Raw genomic sequence first — 23243 nt, forward strand, 5'->3', positions numbered from 1 at the left:
GTTGTACCCGATGCAGCGTCTTGGGTGGCCCCGCCATCACTGCATCCTTTATAGTGACGCCCTTTCCCTTCCGCCTTCAGTGACCAGCCTGCCGATATGTCTGAGAACCGCCAGATCCTCGTTACCAGCGCCCTCCCCTATGCCAATGGCTCGATTCACATTGGCCATCTGGTGGAGTACATCCAGACCGACATCTGGGTGCGCTTCCAGAAGATGCGCGGCAACCAGTGCACGTATGTCTGCGCATCCGACGCCCATGGTTCGGCAATCATGCTACGGGCGGAGAAGGAAGGCGTTACGCCGGAACAGTTGATCGACAACGTCCGTCGTGAGCACACCACTGACTTCGCTGACTTCTTGGTCGAGTTCGACAATTTCCACTCGACGCATTCGGAAGAAAACCGCGAATTGTCCGAGTCGATCTACCTGGCGCTACGTAATGCCGGACACATCGCCGATCGCGCAGTGACGCAGTATTACGACCCGGACAAGGGCATGTTCCTGGCGGACCGCTTCATCAAAGGCACCTGCCCGAAATGCGGCGCAGCGGACCAGTACGGTGACAATTGCGAGAAATGCGGCGCGACCTACTCGCCTACCGAGTTGAAAGACCCACGTTCCGCCATTTCCGGCGCCGTACCGGTCCTGAAAGAGTCGCAGCACTTCTTCTTCAAGCTGCCGAACTTCGACGCCACCTTGAAACAGTGGACGCGCGGCGGCGCCTTGCAGGACGCGGTTGCCAACAAGATCGCCGAATGGCTCGACGCAGGGCTGCAGGAATGGGACATCTCTCGTGATGCCCCCTATTTCGGCTTCGAAATCCCCGGCGAACCCGGCAAGTATTTCTATGTCTGGGTGGATGCGCCGATCGGCTACATGGCCAGCTTCAAGAATCTGTGTGCCCGCCGCCCTGAGCTCGACTTCGACGCGTATTGGAAAAAAGATTCGAGTGCCGAGCTGTACCATTTCATCGGCAAGGACATCGTGAACTTCCACGCCCTGTTCTGGCCGGCCATGCTCGAAGGCGCGGGCTACCGCAAGCCAACCGCGCTGAACGTCCACGGCTTCCTGACCGTGGACGGGCAAAAGATGTCGAAGTCGCGGGGCACCTTTATCAAGGCGCGCACCTATCTCGACCATCTGAACCCCGAGTACCTGCGCTACTACTACGCGAGCAAGCTCGGTCGTGGCGTCGACGATCTTGACCTCAATCTCGAGGACTTCGTCCAAAAGGTGAACTCGGACCTGGTCGGCAAGGTTGTCAACATCGCGAGCCGCTGCGCCGGCTTCATCCACAAAGGCAATGGCGGCGTGTTAGTGGCTGAGAATGCCGCGCCTGAATTGACCGCCGCCTTCACCGCTGCGGCGCCCGGCATCGCTGAAGCCTATGAGAACCGCGACTTTGCCCGAGCAATGCGTGAAATCATGGCACTTGCCGACCGCGCCAACGCGTGGATCGCCGAGCAGGCGCCTTGGGCACTGAACAAGCAGGAAGGCAAGCAGGCTGAGGTACAGGCGATCTGCGCTACGGGTATCAATCTGTTCCGCCAACTCGTCATCTTCCTTAAGCCCGTGCTGCCAAAGTTGGCCGAAGCGGCGGAAGCCTTCCTGAATGTCGCCCCGCTGACGTGGGCTCAGCATCAGGATCAGCTGGCAAACCACTCGCTGAATGCCTTCAGCCCGCTGATGACGCGTATCGAATCCGCAAAAATCGATGCGATGGTCGAAGCCTCCAAGGAAGACCTTGCCTCTGGAGCACCTGCTGCGGCGCCTACAGGCAATGGCGAGCTGACAAAGGAGCCAGTGGCCGCCGAAATCAATTTCGACGCATTTGCCGCGGTCGATCTACGGATCGCGCTGATCGAGAAGTGCGAGTTCGTGGAAGGCGCCGACAAGCTGCTACGGCTATCGCTCGACATTGGTGACGAAAAACGCAATGTGTTTTCCGGCATCAAGAGCGCATACCCCGACCCCAGCAAGCTCGAGGGCCGACTGACGCTCTACGTCGCCAACCTTGCACCCCGCAAAATGAAGTTCGGCGTTTCCGAAGGCATGGTGCTCGCCGCAGGCCCGGGTGGCGAAGAAATTTATTTGCTCAGCCCTGACAGCGGCGCAAAGCCGGGTCAGCGCGTGAAGTAAGCAACATCCTTTGTAGCCTTTGCGCCCGCTCTGAACTTCGAGCGGGCGCGTCTTTTTCTGGACTGCCCGGCGTGCCACCGCGTCGGCGATAACATCATGAACAACGCCGCTATCTCAATCGAAGCCATCGATGCCCTGCTCCCGCAAACGCAATGCGGCAAATGCGGTCATCCCGGATGCCGCCCTTATGCGGAGGGCATCGTTGCGGGCGAGGCAATCAATAAATGTCCGCCCGGTGGTCAAGCGACGGTTGTGGCACTGGCTGCGCTGGTGAAGCGTCCGGCGTTGCCTCTCGAAGAACCGGAGGTTCCACCGCAGGTAGCCTTCATCAGGGAAGCCGAATGCATCGGGTGCACGAAGTGCATACAGGCATGTCCAACCGACGCGATACTGGGCGCGGCCAAATTGATGCATACCGTGATCAAGGACGAATGTACGGGTTGCGAACTGTGCGTGGCGCCCTGCCCTGTCGACTGCATCGATATACTCCCACTCGCTCAACCGGAAGCAGCGCGTCAGCGGGCGCGGGCCGATCAATTCCGGCAGCGTTTCGAGTCACGCAATCGACGCATTGCGCTGGAAGAGTCACGGCGCAAAGCCGAGCGTCAGACGCGACTGGCGCTGAACAAGAGGCCATCGTCACCTGTAGACGCTGCAGAGGCCTCGGCGGATCCGGCGGACCTCAAGCGCTTGAAGATCGAAGCGGCTATGGCTCGTATGGCCCTGACCAAGGCTGAAAAGCAATTGGCTCAACATGGCACTGCCGCACTCGCAACGCAGGTCGAATCGCTACGTCTGGCCAGCCTGGCAGCGCAGAACGCACTCGAGCGCGCTTCGAAGGCGCCGACGCCGGCGGATGAAGTGGCCATCAAGAAAGCAAAAATCACGGCTGCCATGAGCCGTGCGCAAGTCAGCAAGGCGGAGAAGGCGTTCGGAGAAGCGCCCTCCCCGGAACAAGCCGCGCAACTGGACGCTCTGCGACAGGCAGCTGTCGCTGCTCAACAGACGCTGGACCAGCTGCAAGCGCGTTAGTCACAACGATCGACAACCGTGAACGCTACCCATGAACGCTGCGAAACGCCTGGAAATCTTCCGTCGCCTGCACGAAGACAATCCTGACCCCAAGACCGAGTTAGCCTATACCTCACCATTCGAATTGCTGATCGCGGTCATCCTGTCCGCGCAGGCAACGGACGTAGGTGTAAACAAGGCGACCGCCAGACTTTATCCGGTCGCCAATACGCCCGAGGCTATCTACGCGCTGGGCGTCGATGGCTTGTCCGAATACATCAAGACGATTGGTCTCTATAACAGCAAAGCCAAGAACGTCATCGAGACGTGCCGCATTCTTATCGAGAAGCACGATAGTCAGGTGCCGGAAAACCGCGCCGACCTCGAGGCGCTTCCAGGGGTGGGCCGCAAGACCGCGAACGTGGTGCTGAATACGGCGTTTCGCCAAGTTGCCATGGCTGTCGACACGCATATCTTTCGAGTGTCCAACCGCACGAATATCGCTCCTGGAAAGAATGTAATCGAGGTTGAACGGAAGCTAATGAAGTTCGTCCCCAAGGACTACCTCATGGACGCTCACCACTGGCTCATCCTGCACGGACGCTACGTTTGCCAGGCCAGGCGTCCCCGCTGTGGCAGTTGCCGGATAGAGGATTTGTGCGAATACAAGCACAAGACTTCGGACGATTGATTAACGCGTGATTTTTACCGTCCGCCGATTGAAAAAATCTTTTTTACGACCTCCAAGTTTGCGGATATAAGGTGCGCCATGTAGCCCCCCGTTCCCCAGGAGCGAACACCATGGCAGAAGACGCAGATATCGAACTCGAAGACGAGGCCTCCACCGACGATCAGGAAGACGCGCCGGTAGAAGTCGCGAAAACCAACCTTACCAAGCGTCGCATCATCGACAATTACCTCGACGAGCGCAGGCTGCAGAAGCAGCTCAACGACTACGACTTCGACCTGTAACCGGCAAGCACCCGCGCACGGTTACCTCAGGCACACATAAACGCCTCGACTTGGTCGGGGCGTTGTTGTTTCGGAACGCAGTGGATTCCCAGACAAGGTGTCAATACGTATAAAAGGTAGGACCGGCGCTGGGCTTTAGATCGCATTCGCGAGCTTTCTCGCGAATTCGGTGGCAAGTTCACCACATCCTTAAAGACGTAAACTCGACGCTTATTGCCCGCAAACAAAAAACCCCAGCACGTAGCCGGGGTTTTCGTCACATCGCATCAACCCGTCAGATCAACTTACGATCCTTGCCAGCCGCAATGCGCAGGCGAAGTGCGTTGAGCTTGATGAAGCCCGCCGCATCGGCCTGATTGTAGGCACCGCCGTCTTCTTCGAACGTCGCGATGTTAGCGTCGAACAGTGAATCGTCGGACTTGCGACCCGTGACGATGACATTGCCTTTGTACAGCTTCAAACGCACGACACCGTTCACGTTAGCCTGTGATGCGTCGATCATCTGCTGCAGCATCAGACGCTCAGGGCTCCACCAGAAGCCGTTGTAAATCAGGCTCGCGTATTTCGGCATCAAATCGTCTTTCAGATGCGCAACTTCGCGGTCGAGGGTGATCGACTCGATGGCGCGATGTGCCTTGAGCATGATCGTGCCGCCCGGAGTCTCGTAGCAGCCGCGGGACTTCATGCCCACGAAGCGGTTCTCGACGATATCCAGACGGCCGATGCCGTTCTCACCACCAATGCGGTTAAGCTCCGCCAAGACCGTAGCCGGCGTCATTTCCTTACCGTCGATGGCAACGATGTCGCCGCTGCGGTAGGTCAGCTCGATATAGGTCGGGGTGTCCGGAGCCGCTTCTGGCGACGTTGTCCAACGCCACATGTCTTCTTCGTGCTCGGTCCAAGTGTCTTCCAGTACACCGCCCTCGTAGGAGATGTGTAGCAAGTTGGCATCCATGGAGTACGGGGATTTTTTCTTGCCGTGACGCTCGATGGGAATCGCGTGTTTTTCGGCGTAGTCCATCAGCTTCTCGCGGGAAAGCAGATCCCATTCGCGCCACGGAGCGATCACTTTCACGCCGGGCTTGAGCGCGTAAGCGCCGAGCTCGAAACGCACCTGATCATTGCCCTTGCCGGTAGCACCGTGGGAGATGGCATCAGCGCCAGTTTCGTTGGCAATCTCGATCAGACGCTTGGCGATCAGCGGACGCGCGATGGAGGTGCCCAACAGGTACTCGCCTTCATAGACGGTGTTGGCACGGAACATCGGGTAAACGAAGTCGCGGACGAACTCTTCGCGCAGGTCATCGATGTAGATTTCCTTCACGCCCATGGCCTTCGCCTTGGCACGTGCCGGTTCCACCTCCTCGCCCTGACCGAGGTCAGCGGTGAAGGTGACCACTTCGCAGCTGTAGGTGTCCTGCAGCCATTTCAGAATTACCGAGGTGTCCAGGCCGCCTGAATATGCCAGGACAACCTTCTTCACGTCCGCCATGCCATCCACTCCACGGGGTTGTTCGCAAAGGACGTGATTCTACTGGTCTGGCGCGTGCATTTACAGCGATGGATGCCGCGCGTCGTTATGCGGGCGCGGGTGCGGCGGTTGCAGGTGCGGTTTCCGGTGCCGCAGTGGGTTTTACAGCGGCCTCTGGAACGCGGGAAAGACTGATCGCGACGCGCCGATTCTTCGCCCGGTTGGCAGCGCTGGAATTATTCACCAGCGGATAGCGTTCACCGTGAAAACGCACGTCGATCCGTTCGCCCGCCACACCGTGGGCGACAAGGTACGCCTGCACCGCCAGCGCCCGTTGCCGGGAAAGTTCGCGGTTGGTGAGCCGGTTGCCGCTGTTGTCGGAATGCCCATTCAGTTCGATATGGTTGACGGTCGGATCTGCTTTCAGGAAGGCCAATACGATGTCGAGTTTGGCTTTCGACAAGTCATCCAGCTCGGCGCCTTCTCCAGGAAAGCCCACCTGCGAGCGACGAATCTGATCGAAATTGACCGGCAGCAGCTTAGCGGTACACGCCAGGTATTCATCGTACGCGGGCTTGAACCGCGTCGGCAGGATGCGCACCTCGAGCGACTCGCCACCGGCCCTGGTACGGTGACGCACCAGCGGCGAGCGTCCTTCCAGCAGCCCCGTGAGCAGACGCCCGGCTTGCTCCTGGGAGCTGTTGAACGGCACCCCTGCCGACACCTGAACGCTGACCGACCCCAGGTTGATATCGCCCCGTCCGGGCTGCCAAGGCGCTGCGGCAGCCAATAAAGTCGCCGAGCCGGCGCTCATCCAAGGCTCATCGGCGTTGAGACGAAAAACGGCGGCCTCGCCTGCCCGGCGGACGAATTCGCCACTGCCAAAGCCCGCCACGGGCTGCGTCAGGCGGCATTCGAATTGATCGCCAGCGACCATCCATTGCGCATTTTCCAGACGCGTCTGAAAGCTCAGCGCCATGACGGGGGCACTGATGAACAGGAGCGACGTTAGAAAGAATAGCGAGCGCACGGTGGACCCCAGCAGCGAAGTGGGTGAATGGATACCACAGATATCGGTGCCCGCTGCCAGAACTTGAGCCCGATGCGCCGTGTCCGGAACGCCCTTTTCCGGTAGCATGCTCGCACCTTATTTTGGCAGCGATGCCATTTTCCGCTGACGCCACACGTCAGCGGAAGCGACCGTCTTATTTTCTGGACTTCCCCATGACCGACCGCATAACTCTGCTGCGCCCCGATGATTGGCATATTCACCTACGCGACGGGGCTGTGCTACCTCATACCGTCACCGACGCAGGCCGCGTATTCGCCCGCGCGATCGTGATGCCGAACTTGGTCCCTCCGGTCAAGAACACCGAAGAAGCGGCACGCTATCGCGATCGCATTCTCGATGCCCGCCCTGCTGAAAGTCGCTTCGAGCCCTTGATGACGTTGTACCTGACCGAGGGCACGACCTCGGACGATATCCGCACCGCGAAGGCCAGCGGGTTCGTGCATGCCGTCAAGCTCTATCCTGCCGGTGCGACAACCAATTCGGCATCCGGCGTGACGCTGGTTGACAATGTGTTCCCAGTGCTCGAAACCATGGCGGAAGTTGGACTGCCGTTGTTGATCCATGGCGAAGTCACCCGCCAGGACGTCGACGTATTTGACCGGGAAAAGCGCTTCATCGATGAACATATGGTGCGTCTGGTCGAGCGCTTTCCAACGTTGAAGATCGTTTTCGAACATATCACCACCGCTGACGCGGCGACCTTCGTGCGCGAAGCCCCGAGCAATGTGGGTGCGACCATTACCCCCCAACACTTGCTGTTCAACCGTAACCACATGCTGGTAGGTGGTATTCGCCCGCACTTCTTCTGCTTACCCATCCTCAAGCGCAACACGCATCAGGTCGCGTTGCTCGATGCCGCCACCAGTGGCAACCCGAAGTTCTTCCTCGGCACCGACTCGGCCCCTCATGCGCAGCATGCCAAGGAAAACGCCTGCGGCTGCGCCGGATGCTATTCCGCGAACGCGGGAATCGAGCTGTACGCCGAAGCCTTCGAGCAGCGCAACGCGTTGGACAAGCTAGAAGGGTTCGCCAGCCTCCATGGCCCAGATTTCTACGGGCTGCCACGCAATACGGACCGCATCACCCTCGTTCGAGAAGACTGGCAGGTACCGACAACGCTGCCTTTCGGCGAGCACGTCGTCGTGCCGCTGCGCGCTGGCGAAACACTTAGGTGGCGTGTGCTGGAGGCCGAAGCGTGAGCGAAGAACAGTTTGACGATGACCTCGAAGGCCAATCCCAATCGGGCCCCAAACATCCCATGGCGCGCCGCTTTCGGGGCTATTTGCCCGTGGTGGTGGACGTGGAAACGGGAGGATTCAACGCCGCGACCGACGCGCTGTTGGAGATTGCCGCCACTACGATCGGCATGGACGAAGGCGGCATGCTCTTCCCGGAGCACACTGCATTTTTCCGCGTCGAGCCGTTCGAAGGCGCCAACATCGAAGCGGCTGCGCTGGAGTTCACCGGCATCAAGCTCGACCACCCCTTGCGGATGGCCGTGACCGAGGAACACGCGCTTACCGAAATCTTTCGAGGCCTGCGCAAATCCATCAAGGCCAACGGCTGCAAACGCGCGATTCTGGTGGGACACAACAGCGCGTTCGACCTGAATTTCCTCAATGCGGCGATCACCCGTACCGGAATCAAACGCAATCCATTCCACCCGTTTTCCAGCTTCGATACCGCGACGCTTGCGGGCCTGGCGTACGGGCAAACCGTGTTAGCCAAAGCCTGCCAAGCGGCAGGAATCGAGTTCGACGGGCGCGAAGCTCACTCTGCTCGTTACGACACCGAAAAGACGGCCGACCTGTTTTGCGGCATCGTCAATCGTTGGAAGGAAATGGGCGGCTGGATGGATTTCGACGACTAAGCGCGTATTCGTGACCGGAACTGCACATCTGATGCGGGAGCGGGCCCTGCCCGCGAAGCTCAACAGATAAACCTCGCTGGATTCGCGACCACATCGCGGGCGTGGCCCGCTCCCACAAGAGGCAAAGCCGACTAACCGTCAGCCAATATGGTGGAAGCAAAGCATCCCGTGGGAGCGGGCCGTGCCCGCGATGGGCTTACCAGATAGGCCGCGTTGGATTAGAAACCACATCGCGGGAGTGGCCCGCTCCCACAAACGAATTAGCGGTCGTTGTGGCCCAGGTTGCGTTCAGGATCGATCCGGTCCCGCACGCGCTGCTTCAACACCTTCGCTTCCGGAAAGCCACCATCGGCTTTTCGCTCCCAGATCTGCTCACCGTCGCAGGTAATCCTGAAAACGCCTCCCTTGCCTGGCTCGAGGATCACCTTGCCGAGGTCATCCGCGAACGTCGATAGCAGTTCCTGCGCCAACCATGCCGCACGCAACAGCCACTGACATTGGGTGCAATAGGTGATGCTGATTTCTGGCTTAGCCTGACTCATCTTCTTGCTCTCGTGTGCGGGGCTCGGACCTATACTATCTGCCTTTCCCGCCCCTCGCTGTCAGGATGACGCCATGCGCCGTCTCGCTCTATTGCTGCTGTTCTGTCTCCCGCTGTTCTGCGTTGCCGAAACCGCGCGACCCAAAGTAGGACTGGTTCTTTCAGGAGGCGCGGCACGCGGGCTGTCCCACATCGGCGTTCTGCAAGCGCTCGAAGAGCAAGGCATCCAGATCGATGCCATTGCCGGCACCAGCATGGGCGCCGTCATCGGTGGGCTCTATGCCTCGGGTTACAGCGTCAACGAGCTGCGGCAGCTCGCGCTTGACCTCGACTGGCGTGAGGTGCTGTCCGATTCCCCTCCTCGGCAAGACATTCCCTTTCGACGCAAACAGGACGACCGTACCTTTCTCGTCAAACAGCGGCTCAGCTTCCGCGACGACGGAAGCTTGGGGTTGCCACTTGGTGCGATCCAAGGCCAGAACCTCGCTCTAACGCTGGAAAAGCTGCTCGTTCGCAGCAGCGATACACGCGATTTCGATCGGTTGCCCATTCCGTTTCGCGCGGTGGCGACAGACATTGCCAACGACGAAAAGGTGGTTTTCAGCAAAGGCCACCTGCCCGAAGCTATTCGGGCCAGCATGTCCATCCCGGCCGTGTTTGCCCCCGTAGAAATTGGTGGCCGGCTGCTGGTGGACGGCGGCATGGTAGATAACATCCCTGTGGATGTCGCTCGGGAGATGGGCGTTGATCGAGTGATCGTCGTCGACATCGGTACACCACTAAAGCCGAAGAAGGAGTTGTTGACCGTCGTGGATGTGCTGAATCAGTCGATCACGATGATGACGCGCCGCAACTCCGAGGCGCAGTTGGCGACATTGGAACAAGACGACGTACTGGTACAACCACCGCTTACCGGTTACGACGTAACCGACTTCGGCCGTGCAGAGCAGATGATGGATGCCGGCTACCGCGCCGCCATGGCATTGAAGGGAAAGCTTTCAGCGCTCAAATCCCCAGCGGGCGGCAACCCTGCGCTGACCCTAGCGCGCTCGTCCGAGGCACGTGAACCGGTCATCTCGACAATCGAGGTCGTCAACGATTCAAAAGTCGGCGATGACGTAATTCGTCGCATCATCCGTCAGGAAATCGGTCAGCCGCTGGACCTCGACCAGCTGCAAAAGGACATGGGCACCCTTTACGGCCTGGATTACTTCGATCAGGTGCAATATCACGTCGTCCACGGCAACCGGGCGCAGAACACATTGATCATCGACGCACGGGAAAAACGTTCTGGAACCGACTATCTGCGGCTCGGCCTCAATTTGTCCGACGACTTCCGCGGAGAAAGCGTCTACAACCTGGGCGCCAGCTATCGCATGAACGGCATCAATCGCCTTGGGGCGGAATGGCTGACGCGCCTGCAGCTCGGCGACCAGCAGGAGTTATTCACTGAGTTTTATCAACCGCTGGATGCAGGCTCTCGCTGGTTTGTCGCGCCGAACGTGTACACGGAAGCGCAGAACGTCGACGCGACCTTGGATAACGACCCCATCGCGCGCTATCGCCTGCAACGTTACGGCTACGGCTTGAACGCGGGCAGGCAGATTGCGAACAACGGCGAGTTGCGCTTCGGGCTTGGTCAGGCATGGGGTAAAACAGAGGTCCGCATCGGGGATACGGATCAACCCGAGGTGAATTTCACCGAGGGCTATTACGAGCTCAAATACTCATTCGATACGCTCGATAATGTCGACTTCCCCCACGAAGGCGAGAATATCGATCTCACCCTGCGGCAATACGATCCTAGCCTCGGCTCCGATCAGCGTTATCGCCAATGGGAGTTGAACGTCGAGAAGCCGTTGACTCACGGCCCGAACACCTGGGTCCTAGGCGCTCGCTACGGACGTACCCTCGATGAAGCGGAGGTCGTGACGTCAAGCTTCCTGCTCGGCGGCGCGCAGCAGCTGTCGGGTTTCAGACAAGACTCCCTGACCGGCCAGAACTACAGCTTGGGCCGCGCCGTGTATTACCGGCGACTTACGCCGAGAGCCTTTCTCCCGCTGGATTTCCCGTTCTACCTAGGCGCCTCATTGGAACGCGGCCGTGTATGGAACAATGAGAATGATTTTGAAAGCGGCTACATTAATGCCGCCAGCATTTTCCTGGGCTACGAAACGCCGCTCGGCCCGCTGAACTTCACGTACGGCTTCAACGATGCGGACGAGCACGCGCTATACCTGAATCTCGGACGAAGCTTCTAGACGTCGCCAAAACGGCGGATGAGCTAGCTGGTCGTCCGCTTCGGTTAGCGTTTTTCCAAGTTGGAAAGAATATGCGCGTGGACCTGTTGGCAACGTTTCAAATCGTCTTCGCTGATGCCTGCAAAGGAGTCCTGCCGGACCTCACGGGAAATCGTCTCGATCTTTTCGATCAAAGGACGGGCCTTGTCCTCAAGTGCGATTTTCTTGGCGCGCCGATCTTCAGGAACGCCGATACGCTTCACCAAGCCCTGCGCTTCGAGGCCATCGAGCAATCGAGCCAGGGTCGGCCCCTCGACGCCGACGCTCTTGGCGAGCTCGCGCTGAGTCGGCATTTCAGGAAATCGGTTCAGGTGCATCAGCACCAACCAACGCGCTTGAGATAACCCAAGCCCCGCGAGGCGGCGATCGAGTTCGGCGCGCCAGGCGCGCGAAAGCCATGCCAGTTGCATGGCGAAACGGTGCTGATCGGGATAGGACATGAGGCTATTCGAATATCACGAAACTAATTATTAGCGGACTATTCATAAAAAGCCGGAGATTCGCAACCATCATCGCGATCTGTGCATGCCGGGATGTTGCAGTTGCTCATAAGACGCCTACCGATGCGAGTGCCGCGCCTCGCACCGACAGGCTTACACCAACGCTATTGCTGCAGTTCCTGCTCGCTGAACATATCGGCGAACAACATGCTCGACAGGTAGCGCTCACCCGAGTCAGGGAGCACGACGACAATCGTCTTGCCCTGCATATCCGGCTCCCCCGCGAGACGAACCGCAGCAGCCATTGCTGCGCCGCATGAAATGCCGCATAGAATTCCCTCTTCCTGCATCAAGCGCAGCGCCATCGCTTTCGATTCATCGTCGGAAACCTGTTCCACGCGATCGACCATTGCGAGGTCGAGGTTTTTAGGAACGAAACCGGCGCCGATGCCTTGAATCTTATGCGGGCTCGGCTTCACTTCTTCCCCCGCCAGGGTCTGACTGATTACCGGTGACCCTATCGGCTCTACGGCAACCGACAAAATCGGCTTGCCCTGTGTGCCCTTGATGTAACGGGAAACGCCCGTGATGGTTCCCCCGGTCCCTACGCCTGCAACCAGGACATCGACCGCACCTTCCGTATCGTTCCAAATTTCGGGACCGGTGGTTTTTTCATGGATAGCCGGGTTCGCAGGGTTATCGAATTGCTGCGGCATGAAGTAGCGTGCGCTATCGGACTCGGCGATTTCTTTGGCCTTATCGATCGCCCCCTTCATACCTTTCGCAGGCTCAGTGAGCACGAGTTCGGCACCTAATGCCTTCAATACCTTGCGACGCTCGAGGCTCATGGAGGACGGCATGGTCAGGAGCAGCTTGTAGCCCTTCGCGGCAGCAACGAATGCCAATCCAATACCGGTATTACCCGAGGTTGGTTCGACGATGGTCATTCCAGCAGTCAATCGCCCACTGGATTCGGCCTCCCAGATCATGTTCGCGCCAATGCGGCATTTGACCGAATACCCAGGGTTGCGACCTTCGATCTTCGCCAGGATCGTCACGCCTTTAGGCGCAATACGATTGATCCGAACCAGTGGCGTGTTGCCGATTGTTTGTGCGTTGTCGGTGTAAATTCGATTCATGGCGGATTCCCTCTTGCTGATTCGAGTTCGTGGCGTCGAGCATACAGCGGATGCCCATCAGAATTCTGCAACGCAGAACTGTCGGGGCAAAACGACGGTCCACGAAACATTGATCCATCACCCGTGGACTTTTCATGAAGCGACGTTATCGCCTTCCGGTGATCATTCTGCTTTGCATCGCCGGCCTGCTGCTGATCTTTCAATTGGCTGCTCCCTCGGTCATCCGGCACTACCTCAACGAACGCCTAGCCGACATGGGCGACTACCGGGGGCACATAGCCGCCGTGCAATTGCGGTGGTGGGAAGGTGCCTACCGTATCCAAGGCCTCGTCATCGAGAAAAAAGATGCAGACGTACCGGTCCCCTTGCTGGATGCACCGGATACTGAAATCGCGGTCAGCTGGCGAGCGCTCTGGAACGAAGGCGCGATCGTCGCGCGGGTCGTCTTCAATGGCCTACGTATCAGTTTCGTGGATACGCCCGGCAAGCAAGACCAGACCGGCGAAGGTGTCGACTGGCGCGTCCAATTGGAGAAGCTGCTGCCGATCACTCTCGACGAAGTGCGCGTCAATGGCGGGCGCGTAGCGTTTCGCAACTTCCAAGCTAATCCGCCCGTGGACGTCTACGTCGACGATATCGACGCCCAGGCATTCAATCTCACCAATACGCGCGACGCGCAGAATCGTCGATCGGCCTCGTTCAAGGGTCAGGGTCGCTTGCTTGGTCAGGCCCCTGTCGAGGTGACGTCACGCTTCGATCCGCTCGTGCGCATGGATAACTTCGACATTCAGCTGCGCACGACCGACCTAGAGCTGATACGGCTTAACGATTTCGCCAAAGCGTACGGCCGTTTCGATTTCAAAGCGGGAACGGGAGACCTGGTCACTGAGATAGAAGTCGATGACAGCCAGGTAAGTGGCTACGTCAAGCCGCTGCTCAAGAACGTGGAAGTCTTCGATTGGGAACAAGACGTCGAGCAGAAGGGCTTTATTCAGGGCGTATGGGAAGCCATCGTTGGCGGTGGTGAGACCGCGCTGAAAAACCAACGAAAAGATCAGTTCGCGACGCGAATCGAATTGTCAGGCAGTACGAAAGATACCAACGTCAGTGCATTCAGCGCGCTGATTGCGATCTTGCGCAATGCATTCGTACAAGCCTTCACGCCTCGTTTCGAACGCGCCTTGGACAAGGAGTGAAACGCTCCGTGGGATAACGCTTCACCCACGACAGTCCTGCCTAGCCTTGCTCGGGTTGGAAACGTACGACGAAGCCATCCAGCTTACGCTGGCGATTCAGCTGAGCTCGTAATTTATCTGCTTCCGCCCGCTCGATCACCGGACCAACGAACACGCGGTTCATACCGCCGACCGTTCGGATATAGGCGTTGTAACCGTCGCTGCGCAAGGTCTTCTGCAAATTTTCAGCGCTCGCACGATTGGACAAACTGGCGAGCTGAATGGACCAGCTGACCGGAAGATCATTGGTGTCAAGACGCGACGCTGGAGCTTTCTGCGCATCAGGTGCGGCGGCCTGCGTATCGGTCGTACCCTTGATCGGTTCCTTAGGCGGCGCAGTGGGTGCCGGAGTGGGTGGTGGTGCAGACGGTGCGGCGACCACCTGCTCATCTTCCGGCGCCGCCAATGGAGGCACTTCCGGCTGCTGAAGTGGCTGTACGGAAGGTGGAGGCGTTGTTGGGCTAGTGGGCGCTGCATCACCGCCCTCCTGATCCTGCATCGAATCTGGCGTTGCAGCAGGCTCCGGCGTTTCCACGGATTCCATGCTGATTTCAGGCATGGCTGGCGTTTGCGGCGCAGGCGGCGCTTCGACGACCGCGTGACGCATATCGTCCTGACGCGTGAACAACATTGGCAGAAAGATTACTGCCAGCGCCAGCAACACCAGCGCACCGACGATTCGCTGCTTCAATCCCTTCTGCACGCTAACCCCTCCAATTCAACGCTCGGCCAGCCACTCGAGGGCTTCGGCCACACAATAAAACGATCCGAGAACAATGATTTCGTCCCCGGTCCTCGCCTTTTGATACTGCGCGTCCAGCGCTGTCCGCACGTCCGGATAGACGGTCGCCGTTGCGCTCGACGCATCCAGGGCAGCTTTCAATGTTTCGGCTGGACGGGTTCGCGCGGTGGGCAATGGCGCGACACCCCACTCGTGCACGACGGGTAGCAGTGGCGCGAGAACGCCCTCCAGGTCCTTGTCCGCCAGTAGGCCGAAGACTGCTAGACGACCCCCCGTAAGCGCGCGCGCGTTCAAGCGCTCGGCCAAATACGCGGCAGCGTGCGGATTATGCCCCACGTCCAGCAACAGGGAGAAACGCTGACCATCGCGTTCGAGAAGGTGTCGCTCGAGCCGCCCGTGCATTCGGGTATTGGCCAACGCTGCGCTGATTTGCTCGGGCACCCATGGATACCCGAGCAGCGCGTACGCTTGAAGCGCCAAACCGGCGTTCTCCATTGGCAGATCAAACATAGGCAGCGCGTGTAGCGAGAGCGGCTCGCCGGTGCCGGTAACGCCGCGCCATTGCCAACTATCCGACCCGATAGTCACCTCGTAGTCGGCTCCGCGGCGCAACAGCTCGGTGCCCTTCTCCTGGGCAATGTCGATCAACACCGCAGGCGGATCGAGATCACCGCAAACCGCTCGCTGTCCCGGGCGGAAGATACCGGCTTTCTCGGCAGCGACGGATTCGCGGGTATCCCCCAGCCACTCAGCATGATCGAGGCCAATACTCGAAATAAGCGCGATGTCGGCGTCGACGATGTTGACCGCATCGAGGCGGCCACCCAGGCCCACTTCAAGCACAGCAACGTCCAGCGCGGCACGCCCGAATAGCCAGAACGCTGCCAATGTGCCCATTTCGAAATAGGTGAGCGTGATCTCACCGCGCGCCGCATCTACTGCCTCGAAAGCCGCACAAAGCGCGGCATCATCCGCTTCGGCTCCGTCGATCTGTACACGTTCGTTGTATCGCAATAAGTGCGGCGAACTGTAGACCCCGACTTTCAAGCCCTGCGACCTCACCAACGCGGCGACGAATGCACAGGTCGAGCCCTTGCCATTGGTACCTGAAACAGTGACGACCTGTTTCGCAGGGCGTGATAGCCCTAGGCGCCGGGCGACCTCTTCGCAGCGATCCAACCCCATATCGATGGCGTTCGGATGCAGCTGCTCAAGATAGGACAGCCACTCGGCAAGGGTACGGGTACTCATGCGTAAGCAGGGCTGGGCTGATGCGTAAGCTGCGCAAGCAGGCTGCCTAGGCGATCGCGCAGTTCGGCGCGATGCACGATCATGTCGACCGCGCCATGGTCCAGCAGGAATTCGCTGCGCTGGAAGCCTTCAGGCAATTTTTCGCGCACGGTCTGCTCGATCACGCGCGGGCCGGCAAAGCCGATGAGCGCCTTGGGCTCGGCGACGATGACATCTCCGAGCATCGCCAGGCTCGCTGAGACGCCGCCGTAGACAGGGTCCGTCAGGACGGATATGAAGGGGATGCCTTCTTCACGCAACCGCGCCAGCACGGCGGATGTCTTTGCCATCTGCATCAGCGAGATCAAGGCTTCCTGCATACGCGCGCCACCCGAGGCAGCGAAGCAGACCATCGGGCAACGCTGCTCGAGCGCGACGTTCGCGGCACGGACAAAACGCTCACCGACAATGGCGCCCATCGAACCACCCATGAAGCTGAATTCGAACGCAACGGCCACGATCGGCATCGTTTTCAATGTCCCGCGCATGGCGATCAGAGCGTCTTTTTCGCCGGTATCGCGCTGCGCCGCAGTGAGCCGGTCCTTGTACTTCTTGCTGTCACGGAATTTGAGTCGGTCAACCGGCTCGAGCTCGGCGCCAATCTCTTCGCGCCCTTCCTCGTCGAGGAAAATATCGAGCCGTGTGCGCGCACCGATACGCATGTGGTGATTGCACTTGGGGCAAACGTCGAGTGTCTTCTCGAGTTCAGGTTTGTAAAGCACGGCTTCGCAGGATGGGCATTTGTGCCACAGGCCCTCGGGAACCGAACTCTTCTTCACTTCGGATCGCATGATCGAGGGAATCAGCTTGTCTACTAGCCAGTTGCTCATGAGTTGTTATCTCCAAACACTTAATCCGAGCGCAATCGAAATGCCGTCGCGCTGAAAACCTATGAATTGGCGCTGCCGCGTTCAACGGCGGCAAGATGGCCTATGGACGGCCTGCCAGCCGTTTTTGTCACATCTTCTCAGGCAGCCCGTACCGCCTGGACGAACGCCTTTACGCTTTCATGATCCTTGATGCCCTTCGATGCCTCGACGCCACCACTGACGTCGACTGCGAAAGGCCGCACCTGCCTGATCGCATCCGCAACGTTCGAAGGGGTGAGCCCGCCGGCAAGGATCAACGGTTTCTCGAGCAGCGGTATCGCGGCCCAATCGAAAGCCTGACCCGTCCCGCCCGCGACGCCCGCCACGTAGGTATCCAGAAGTATTCCGGCGGCGCTGCCGTACGTTTTGGCCAACGCTCCGATGTCCTGTCCCGGTTGCATGCGTAGCGCCTTGATGAACGGCCGACCGTGCCCTTCGCACTGCGAGGGCGACTCGTCACCATGAAACTGAAGAACGTCGAGTGGTACCGCATCGAGAATTTCGCCGATCTCGCAGCGGCTGTGGTTCACGAACAGCCCCACCGTCGTCACGAACGGTGGAAGCGCAGCGATGATGCGACGGGCCATGTGGATGTCGACCGCGCGCGGGCTCGGCCTGTAGAAAACCAGGCCGATGGCGTCGGCGCCCGCGTCGGCAGCTGCCTGTGCGTCTTCTACACGCGTGATGCCACAAATTTTGCTGCGAACGGCTGTCAAGTTGCACATACCCTCGAAAAAACGCAGATATTAGCAAAGGCCGTGTGGTGCGTCAGCGGTCTTCCGGCAACGAGGACAGGAAATGGGGCCCGAGGTAACGCCGAGGCAACTCGAATTCGGCAGGGTACTCGGCGTCGATGAGATATAACCCATATGCTGGAGCGGTAACGCCGCCGGCCCGGCGGTCTTTCGCGTTTAGCGCTTCCGCTACCCAGCTGACCGGGCGATCACCACAACCGACCATCATCAGTGCACCCGCGAAATTCCGCACCATGTGATGCAAAAAGGCGTTGGCGCGAACGTCCAGGACGATAAAGCGTCCGTGCTCGATCACCTTTAGGTGATGAACCGTCTTGATCGCGGTCTTGGCCTGACACTGCACAGCCCTGAACGAAGTGAAGTCATGCTGGCCCTCCAGCGCACGCGCCGCGTCGCGCATCAGCGCGACATCCAGGGGCCGATAATTCCAAGTGACGCCCCGATTAAATTGGGCAGGACGGATCGGATCGTTGTAGATGACATAGCGATATCGCCGCGCAAACGCCTTGAACCGCGCATGAAAATGCGCGGGCATGACCTTCGCCCATGTAACGCTAATGTCCGCAGGGAGGTTTGCATTCGCACCCATTACCCAGGCTTTCAGCGGACGCTCGGCGCGCGTATCGAAATGCACCACCTGACCGCACGCATGGACGCCGGCGTCGGTCCTGCCGGCGCACTCCAAGTGCACGGGCGCGGCGGCGACTTCCGACAGCGCCTTCTCGACCGCTTCTTGAATGGAGGGTACGCCAGCGATCTGTCGTTGCCAGCCTCGGTAGGCGGCGCCGCTGTATTCAATTCCCAGGGCAATTCTAAAAACACCTGCGGCAGCCATTTCGGCTGCCGCAGGAGAAAACGCATCACTCATTTCAAACCAGCTTTTTCATCAGATCACGTGCTTCCTGTTGCTGAGCGTCGTTACCCTCGGAAAGCACTTCGTCGAGGATGTCCTGCGCGCCCTCGTTGTCTCCCATCTCGATATACGCGCGGGCCAAGTCCAACTTGGTGGTCGCTTCGTCAGTACCAGCGAGGAAGTCGAACTCATCGTCAAGCGCATCTTCATCACTAAGAGAGGTCTCCTCGGCTGCCGCGGATTGCTCCAGCTCGTCGGATAGCTCGCCCAATTCAGCGGAGACGCGCTCGAGCTCGGCAGCGAAGTCGGCCTGAGTCGGCTGCACAGGCTCATCGTCCGCCAATGAAAGGTCGAAGTCGGACGGCAGCGATTCAGGTTGTTCCGCCACCGCAGGAGTAACTGGACGGTCTTCGTCCGCACGATCCAAATTCATACCGTCGTCGAGCAGAAATTCTTCGTTATGCTCGTCCAACGCGGGCGGTTCCACAGGTCGCTTCGTGTCGTCGTCCAAATCGAGACTGAAGTCCGACAAGTCGTCTTCCAGCGAGAAAACAGGTTCGGTTACGGTTTCGGTGACAGGCTTCTGCGGCTCGTCGTCGAGCGAGAAGTCATCGAGTACCAGATCAGAATCGGACCGATCCGGGGTTTGCTCGCCGGAGAGCTCCGCCTCAAGGTCGGAGAAATCGAAGTCCAATTCCTCATCACTCAATTCCAGAGAATCCGTACTCGACACAACACGCTCTTCGTCGGTAGCGCCCGAGTTGGCCGCATAGAGCGCGGTAGCCGCTGCACCACCAACCACACCTGCCGCCATCACTTGAGCCATGCCGGGATAACGCGACTTGAGCTGTTCGATTTCCGCCGCAGACCCTCCAATTTCGCGAAGCTCGCTCTCCTGCCGGGCAAACCCTTCGCGGTCACCCAACTCGGCGTAGACCTCCATGAGCTTGAGGCGCAAATCAGCGCGGTGAGGCTCTTGGTCGATCGCATTGAGTAACAGCTCTGCGGCCTGATTGAAGCGGCCATAAGCGATATAGATATCGGCCTCGCCCAACGCGTCCGTGGTCTCAGACTTGTTTTCCACCGCATCCCGTGGAGCGGATACGGCTTCCTCCGCAGGAATCAGCCCTTCGAAACTGCCCGGCGGCAGATCGGACTCACCGTCGTTGAGCACGATCTGGTTTTCTTGATCGGCTTCACGCTTGCGGCGCGCAATCAGCAATGCGGCGAGCAACAGCAGCAGTACACCACCGCCCACGATGCCCATCAGCATGCTGTTGTTCAGCAGGCTTTCGATAAGACCTTCGGACTCGGCCCCTTCCTCTGCCTCCTGCGGAGCAACAGGCGCAGCGGGCTCTGCGGATTCGATCGGCTGAGCCGGCTCGGAGGCCGAAGGAGAAACCGCGTCTTCGGGTGCGGTTTGTTCGGCCGGCGCCGGCGTCTCGGCTTGGTTTTCTTCTGGTGCGGGTTGCTCGGCGGGGGCTTGTGCAGTCACGTCCGGCGCGGCGGTATCGGTGTCCGCATTACCCCCCTCTGCGCCGTGCTGTGCGCCTGCTTCCGGCGTTGACTCGAACGGTGCTTCGCTGCCTTCGCTCCCCGGAGCGGCGGGTGCAGGCGAATCAACCGCGGCCGCTGGATCTGCTGGCGCCGCTTGTCCGTTAGGGCTTGTCTCATCGACCGGCGATTCGGCTTGCGGAGCCGTCTCCGCAGGAGTAGCGGGTGCAGCAGGTGCAGGCGTATTAGCCGCCGACTCCTGCCCAGCCGCCAATCCGGCTTGAAGCTTGGCCAACTGATCATCCTTCAACTGCATGAGCCGCTGGAGTTTCTCCAATTGGCTCTGCAGGTCATTCAGACGGCTGTTTAGCTCTTGGTTTTCCCGGCGTGTGGTATCGAGGCTTTCCTGCGTGACCGCGAGCTTGTCGGACAACGCTTTGTTGCGCCCGCTGGCGCCATCAGCCGTGTCATCGGTCCCACTCGTTGCCTCGCCACTTTCGCCGGACAGCAAGCGCAGGTTGTCTTCGGTATCACGCTGCGTGCCCGTCGGGGCGGCGGTATCACGGCGGCGAGCATCAACCTGCCGCTCGCCTGAAGCCACGTTCGCGCGCTGGCGCCAGGCAGCATTCTGAGAAGCGACCTGCGACAATGCTTCGCCTTGCGAGCGCGCATTGATCTGCTGTTCGTTCGGCAAGCGAAGCACTTGCCCGCTCTTCATCCGGTTGATGTTTCCATCGATGAATGCGTCTGGGTTGAGGTCCTGAATCGCCAGCATCGTCTGATGGACGGAACCTCCGGAACGATTGCGCTCAGCAATCTCCCACAGGGTTTCTCGCGGACCCACTCGGTATTCGTTGGCACCTGAAGACGCCGGCGTGCTGACGACAGGCGCTGCCTGCAGCGCTGGCCGTGGTGCCGCGGGTGCGGGCGCCCGAGGCGCAGGCGCTGCTTGTGGACGCGGCTGAGCAGCAGGCAATTGCGGCGCCGCCGATGCCGTCTGCGGGGCGTACAGCGGTGGATCCAGAAGCAAGGTGAATTCGCGCATCAGGCGGCCACTAGGCCACGCGACTTCCACTAGAAAATTCAGATAGGGTTCGCGTACCGGCTTAGTCGACGTCACCCGAATGACACTTTTCCCGTCGGGACGAACGACCGGCGTGAACTTCAAGTCGGTCAGGAAGTACTGGCGGTCGACACCGGCCTGATTGAAGGCTTCCGGCGACGCGAGGGTCGGTCTGACCTCGTTCTCATCGAGCCCGCGAGTATCGATTAGCTCGATTTCGGCAACGAGCGGCTGGTTCAGGGCAGACTGCAATGTCAGCTCTCCCAATCCCAGCGCGTGTGCCATGCCCGAGCCAAGCGACGAAGCAGCCGCGATTGCCAAGACCAGTTTGCGAACCTGCACCATAGCGATTTCCCTAGTAATTTCTAATCTTGGCCGCCGCGACGTCATTCGAATGCCAGTGGCGTCCGCGTCGAAGTACGTATCAGGCGGCGAAAGCCAAGTTGGTATCGGCAGCTAAAAATAATTCTTTGAACTTCAAGCAAGTATCTTTGACACATTGCCTTTAAGCAACTTCTCGACCCTCTCGACGAGAACGTCGCCACACGTCATTTGCGACGGTTCCGCATGCATCCGGAGATGAGTGCGGCGTCACAGTGAACCCATAGCGCGCGTATCTCCTCCCGCTACAAATCCCTTCCCAGACAACGGCCACATGTGACGCTTTGGGTCAGTCCTATAGCGCTACCGAGATAGACGCGCTGCGCTAGACACCTTATCTCCACGCGCAAGGCGAACGCTTTTCGTACATCCTCGACATGTGACTATCGTCTAGCATTGGCTGGAAAGCAAAAAGCCGACCATAAGGTCGGCTTGATAGCGAGACATCCGCATTTATCTTTCGAGCAGTATCCGCAGCATGCGGCGCAAGGGTTCGGCAGCGCCCCAGAGCAGCTGATCACCGACGGTAAATGCGCCGAGGAACTGGGATCCCATGTTCAGCTTGCGCAGACGCCCAACTGGAATGCTCAGGGTACCCGTGACCGACGCCGGTGACAGCTCGCGCATGCTGGCTTCGCGTCCGTTCGGCACAAGCTTGACCCAAGGGTTGTGCTGACTGATCAAACCTTCGATGTCCGCCATAGGGACATCCTTGTTCAGCTTGATCGTCAATGCCTGGCTATGGCAGCGCATCGCACCGACCCGCACGCAGATGCCATCGACCGGGATCGGACGATTGAACCGCCCGAGAATCTTGTTCGTCTCTGCCTGCGCTTTCCACTCCTCTCGGCTCTGTCCGTTCGGCAGCTCCTTGTCGATCCAGGGGATCAAGCTGCCAGCTAACGGAACGCCAAAATGCTCCGACGGGAATGCGTCGCTGCGCTGGACCTCAGCCACCTTTCGGTCGATTTCCAGGATCGCACTGGCGGGATCGGCCAAGTCACTCGCGACGGTGTCATGGATGGTGCCCATCTGACGAATGAGCTCGCGCATGTTTTGCGCACCCGCACCCGACGCCGCCTGGTACGTCATTGCACTCATCCACTCCACCAGGCCGGCTTCGAAAAGCCCACCCAGAGCCATCAGCATCAGACTGACGGTGCAGTTGCCACCGATGAAGTTCTTGGTGCCGTGCTCCAGCTGCTGGTCGATGACCCGACGGTTAACCGGGTCCAACACGATCACGGCATCGTCCTGCATGCGCAGGCTGGAGGCCGCATCGATCCAGTAACCCTGCCAACCCGCTTCACGTAGCTTGGGGAAGACCTCACCCGTGTAGTCGCCGCCTTGGCAGGTCAGAATGACGTCCAGCGTCTTTAGCTCGTCGATGCTGTACGCATCCTTGAGCGGAGAGACGTCCTTACCAATGGACGGACCCTGCCCCCCCACATTGGAGGTGGTGAAGAACACTGGCTCGATCAGGTCGAAATCGCGCTCTTCCAGCATCCGCTGCATGAGCACGGATCCCACCATGCCGCGCCAACCGATCAGACCTACACGTTTCATCTTGCGACTACCTTAGGTAATGAATGGGCCCGCCATACCA

The 23243-nt window shown here is 59.3% G+C and carries 20 protein-coding genes; 8 read left to right on the plus strand and 12 right to left on the minus strand.

Features of this window, described 5'->3' with window-relative positions; all coding sequences use genetic code 11:
- The first annotated feature begins 96 nt into the window (after nt 1-96).
- The 4 genes from metG to IEY47_RS01000 all read left to right on the plus strand — a co-directional run bounded on the left by metG (nt 97) and on the right by IEY47_RS01000 (nt 4122).
- On the plus strand, nt 97-2139 hold the full coding sequence (gene metG, locus IEY47_RS00985) for a methionine--tRNA ligase (RefSeq protein ID WP_188981274.1): 2043 nt from the start codon (nt 97-99) through the stop codon (nt 2137-2139).
- A gap of 96 nt (nt 2140-2235) precedes the next feature.
- Complete coding sequence (locus IEY47_RS00990) at nt 2236-3171, plus strand: RnfABCDGE type electron transport complex subunit B (RefSeq protein WP_188981275.1); 936 nt, start codon at nt 2236-2238, stop codon at nt 3169-3171.
- A 31-nt stretch (nt 3172-3202) separates the two neighbouring features.
- Nucleotides 3203-3841, plus strand: a complete 639-nt coding sequence (gene nth, locus IEY47_RS00995) for an endonuclease III (RefSeq protein WP_188981276.1) — start codon at nt 3203-3205, stop codon at nt 3839-3841.
- A gap of 110 nt (nt 3842-3951) precedes the next feature.
- Nucleotides 3952-4122: a PA3496 family putative envelope integrity protein gene (locus IEY47_RS01000; RefSeq protein WP_188981277.1), complete on the plus strand. Its 171-nt coding sequence runs from the start codon at nt 3952-3954 to the stop codon at nt 4120-4122.
- A 274-nt stretch (nt 4123-4396) separates the two neighbouring features.
- Here IEY47_RS01000 and IEY47_RS01005 read toward each other — a convergent pair whose 3' ends face one another.
- Both IEY47_RS01005 and IEY47_RS01010 read right to left on the minus strand, forming a co-directional pair.
- Nucleotides 4397-5614, minus strand: coding sequence for an argininosuccinate synthase (locus tag IEY47_RS01005; protein ID WP_188981278.1), 1218 nt, complete (start codon nt 5612-5614; stop codon nt 4397-4399).
- Between the two features lie 85 nt (nt 5615-5699).
- Nucleotides 5700-6572, minus strand: coding sequence for a flagellar protein MotY (locus tag IEY47_RS01010; RefSeq protein ID WP_188981769.1), 873 nt, complete (start codon nt 6570-6572; stop codon nt 5700-5702).
- 245 nt (nt 6573-6817) lie between these two features.
- On the opposite strand from IEY47_RS01010, the gene pyrC reads away from it, so the two are divergent.
- Both pyrC and rnt read left to right on the plus strand, forming a co-directional pair.
- Nucleotides 6818-7864 carry a dihydroorotase gene (gene pyrC / locus IEY47_RS01015; RefSeq protein ID WP_188981279.1) on the plus strand — a complete coding sequence of 349 codons (1047 nt, stop codon included), beginning with the start codon at nt 6818-6820 and terminating at the stop codon, nt 7862-7864.
- Nucleotides 7861-8535: a ribonuclease T gene (gene rnt / locus IEY47_RS01020; RefSeq protein WP_188981280.1), complete on the plus strand. Its 675-nt coding sequence runs from the start codon at nt 7861-7863 to the stop codon at nt 8533-8535. The genes pyrC and rnt overlap by 4 nt, the downstream gene beginning before the upstream one ends.
- Before the next feature lie 260 nt (nt 8536-8795).
- Here rnt and IEY47_RS01025 read toward each other — a convergent pair whose 3' ends face one another.
- Nucleotides 8796-9077 carry an Rdx family protein gene (locus tag IEY47_RS01025; RefSeq protein ID WP_188981281.1) on the minus strand — a complete coding sequence of 94 codons (282 nt, stop codon included), beginning with the start codon at nt 9075-9077 and terminating at the stop codon, nt 8796-8798.
- A 73-nt stretch (nt 9078-9150) separates the two neighbouring features.
- Between IEY47_RS01025 and IEY47_RS01030 the strand changes: the two genes are divergently transcribed.
- Nucleotides 9151-11337, plus strand: coding sequence for a patatin-like phospholipase family protein (locus IEY47_RS01030; RefSeq protein WP_188981282.1), 2187 nt, complete (start codon nt 9151-9153; stop codon nt 11335-11337).
- Nucleotides 11338-11381: 44 nt separating this feature from the next.
- Here IEY47_RS01030 and IEY47_RS01035 read toward each other — a convergent pair whose 3' ends face one another.
- Both IEY47_RS01035 and cysK read right to left on the minus strand, forming a co-directional pair.
- The gene (locus IEY47_RS01035) at nt 11382-11816 is read right to left on the minus strand and encodes a MarR family transcriptional regulator (RefSeq protein WP_188981283.1); all 435 of its coding nucleotides are present in this window, start codon (nt 11814-11816) and stop codon (nt 11382-11384) included.
- A 164-nt stretch (nt 11817-11980) separates the two neighbouring features.
- Nucleotides 11981-12955, minus strand: coding sequence for a cysteine synthase A (gene cysK / locus IEY47_RS01040; protein ID WP_188981284.1), 975 nt, complete (start codon nt 12953-12955; stop codon nt 11981-11983).
- A gap of 134 nt (nt 12956-13089) precedes the next feature.
- On the opposite strand from cysK, the gene IEY47_RS01045 reads away from it, so the two are divergent.
- The gene (locus tag IEY47_RS01045; protein WP_188981285.1) at nt 13090-14151 is read left to right on the plus strand and encodes a DUF748 domain-containing protein; all 1062 of its coding nucleotides are present in this window, start codon (nt 13090-13092) and stop codon (nt 14149-14151) included.
- A 40-nt stretch (nt 14152-14191) separates the two neighbouring features.
- On the opposite strand, the gene IEY47_RS01050 is transcribed toward IEY47_RS01045, so the two are convergent.
- The 7 genes from IEY47_RS01050 to asd all read right to left on the minus strand — a co-directional run bounded on the left by IEY47_RS01050 (nt 14192) and on the right by asd (nt 23203).
- Nucleotides 14192-14893: an SPOR domain-containing protein gene (locus IEY47_RS01050; protein WP_229779124.1), complete on the minus strand. Its 702-nt coding sequence runs from the start codon at nt 14891-14893 to the stop codon at nt 14192-14194.
- Between the two features lie 15 nt (nt 14894-14908).
- The gene (gene folC / locus IEY47_RS01055) at nt 14909-16183 is read right to left on the minus strand and encodes a bifunctional tetrahydrofolate synthase/dihydrofolate synthase (RefSeq protein WP_188981286.1); all 1275 of its coding nucleotides are present in this window, start codon (nt 16181-16183) and stop codon (nt 14909-14911) included.
- Nucleotides 16180-17052: an acetyl-CoA carboxylase, carboxyltransferase subunit beta gene (gene accD / locus IEY47_RS01060; RefSeq protein ID WP_188981287.1), complete on the minus strand. Its 873-nt coding sequence runs from the start codon at nt 17050-17052 to the stop codon at nt 16180-16182. Before accD ends, folC begins: the two co-directional genes overlap by 4 nt.
- Nucleotides 17053-17189: 137 nt before the next feature.
- Nucleotides 17190-17807, minus strand: a complete 618-nt coding sequence (locus tag IEY47_RS01065) for a phosphoribosylanthranilate isomerase (RefSeq protein WP_188981288.1) — start codon at nt 17805-17807, stop codon at nt 17190-17192.
- A 52-nt stretch (nt 17808-17859) separates the two neighbouring features.
- A complete protein-coding gene (gene truA / locus IEY47_RS01070; RefSeq protein WP_188981289.1) occupies nt 17860-18714 on the minus strand; it encodes a tRNA pseudouridine(38-40) synthase TruA in 855 nt (284 codons plus the stop codon).
- 1 nt (nt 18715) lies between these two features.
- Complete coding sequence (locus tag IEY47_RS01075) at nt 18716-21601, minus strand: FimV/HubP family polar landmark protein (RefSeq protein WP_188981290.1); 2886 nt, start codon at nt 21599-21601, stop codon at nt 18716-18718.
- A 489-nt stretch (nt 21602-22090) separates the two neighbouring features.
- Complete coding sequence (asd, locus tag IEY47_RS01080) at nt 22091-23203, minus strand: aspartate-semialdehyde dehydrogenase (protein WP_188981291.1); 1113 nt, start codon at nt 23201-23203, stop codon at nt 22091-22093.
- Nucleotides 23204-23243: the final 40 nt, after the last annotated feature.

The sequence above is a fragment of the Pseudomonas matsuisoli genome, from assembly GCF_014647635.1.
Classification (GTDB): domain Bacteria; phylum Pseudomonadota; class Gammaproteobacteria; order Pseudomonadales; family Pseudomonadaceae; genus Pseudomonas_P; species Pseudomonas_P matsuisoli.

Excerpts from the sequence above, each read along its gene's own strand:
- metG (WP_188981274.1), top strand. The coding sequence starts at position 97 with ATGTCTGAGAACCGCCAGATCCTCGTTACCAGCGCCCTCCCCTATGCC.
- IEY47_RS00990 (WP_188981275.1), top strand. The coding sequence starts at position 2,236 with ATGAACAACGCCGCTATCTCAATCGAAGCCATCGATGCCCTGCTCCCG.
- nth (WP_188981276.1), top strand. The coding sequence starts at position 3,203 with ATGAACGCTGCGAAACGCCTGGAAATCTTCCGTCGCCTGCACGAAGAC.
- IEY47_RS01000 (WP_188981277.1), top strand. The coding sequence starts at position 3,952 with ATGGCAGAAGACGCAGATATCGAACTCGAAGACGAGGCCTCCACCGAC.
- IEY47_RS01005 (WP_188981278.1), bottom strand. The coding sequence starts at position 5,614 with ATGGCGGACGTGAAGAAGGTTGTCCTGGCATATTCAGGCGGCCTGGAC.
- IEY47_RS01010 (WP_188981769.1), bottom strand. The coding sequence starts at position 6,572 with ATGGCGCTGAGCTTTCAGACGCGTCTGGAAAATGCGCAATGGATGGTC.
- pyrC (WP_188981279.1), top strand. The coding sequence starts at position 6,818 with ATGACCGACCGCATAACTCTGCTGCGCCCCGATGATTGGCATATTCAC.
- IEY47_RS01025 (WP_188981281.1), bottom strand. The coding sequence starts at position 9,077 with ATGAGTCAGGCTAAGCCAGAAATCAGCATCACCTATTGCACCCAATGT.
- IEY47_RS01030 (WP_188981282.1), top strand. The coding sequence starts at position 9,151 with ATGCGCCGTCTCGCTCTATTGCTGCTGTTCTGTCTCCCGCTGTTCTGC.
- IEY47_RS01035 (WP_188981283.1), bottom strand. The coding sequence starts at position 11,816 with ATGTCCTATCCCGATCAGCACCGTTTCGCCATGCAACTGGCATGGCTT.
- cysK (WP_188981284.1), bottom strand. The coding sequence starts at position 12,955 with ATGAATCGAATTTACACCGACAACGCACAAACAATCGGCAACACGCCA.
- IEY47_RS01045 (WP_188981285.1), top strand. The coding sequence starts at position 13,090 with ATGAAGCGACGTTATCGCCTTCCGGTGATCATTCTGCTTTGCATCGCC.
- folC (WP_188981286.1), bottom strand. The coding sequence starts at position 16,183 with ATGAGTACCCGTACCCTTGCCGAGTGGCTGTCCTATCTTGAGCAGCTG.
- accD (WP_188981287.1), bottom strand. The coding sequence starts at position 17,052 with ATGAGCAACTGGCTAGTAGACAAGCTGATTCCCTCGATCATGCGATCC.
- truA (WP_188981289.1), bottom strand. The coding sequence starts at position 18,714 with ATGAGTGATGCGTTTTCTCCTGCGGCAGCCGAAATGGCTGCCGCAGGT.
- IEY47_RS01075 (WP_188981290.1), bottom strand. The coding sequence starts at position 21,601 with ATGGTGCAGGTTCGCAAACTGGTCTTGGCAATCGCGGCTGCTTCGTCG.
- asd (WP_188981291.1), bottom strand. The coding sequence starts at position 23,203 with ATGAAACGTGTAGGTCTGATCGGTTGGCGCGGCATGGTGGGATCCGTG.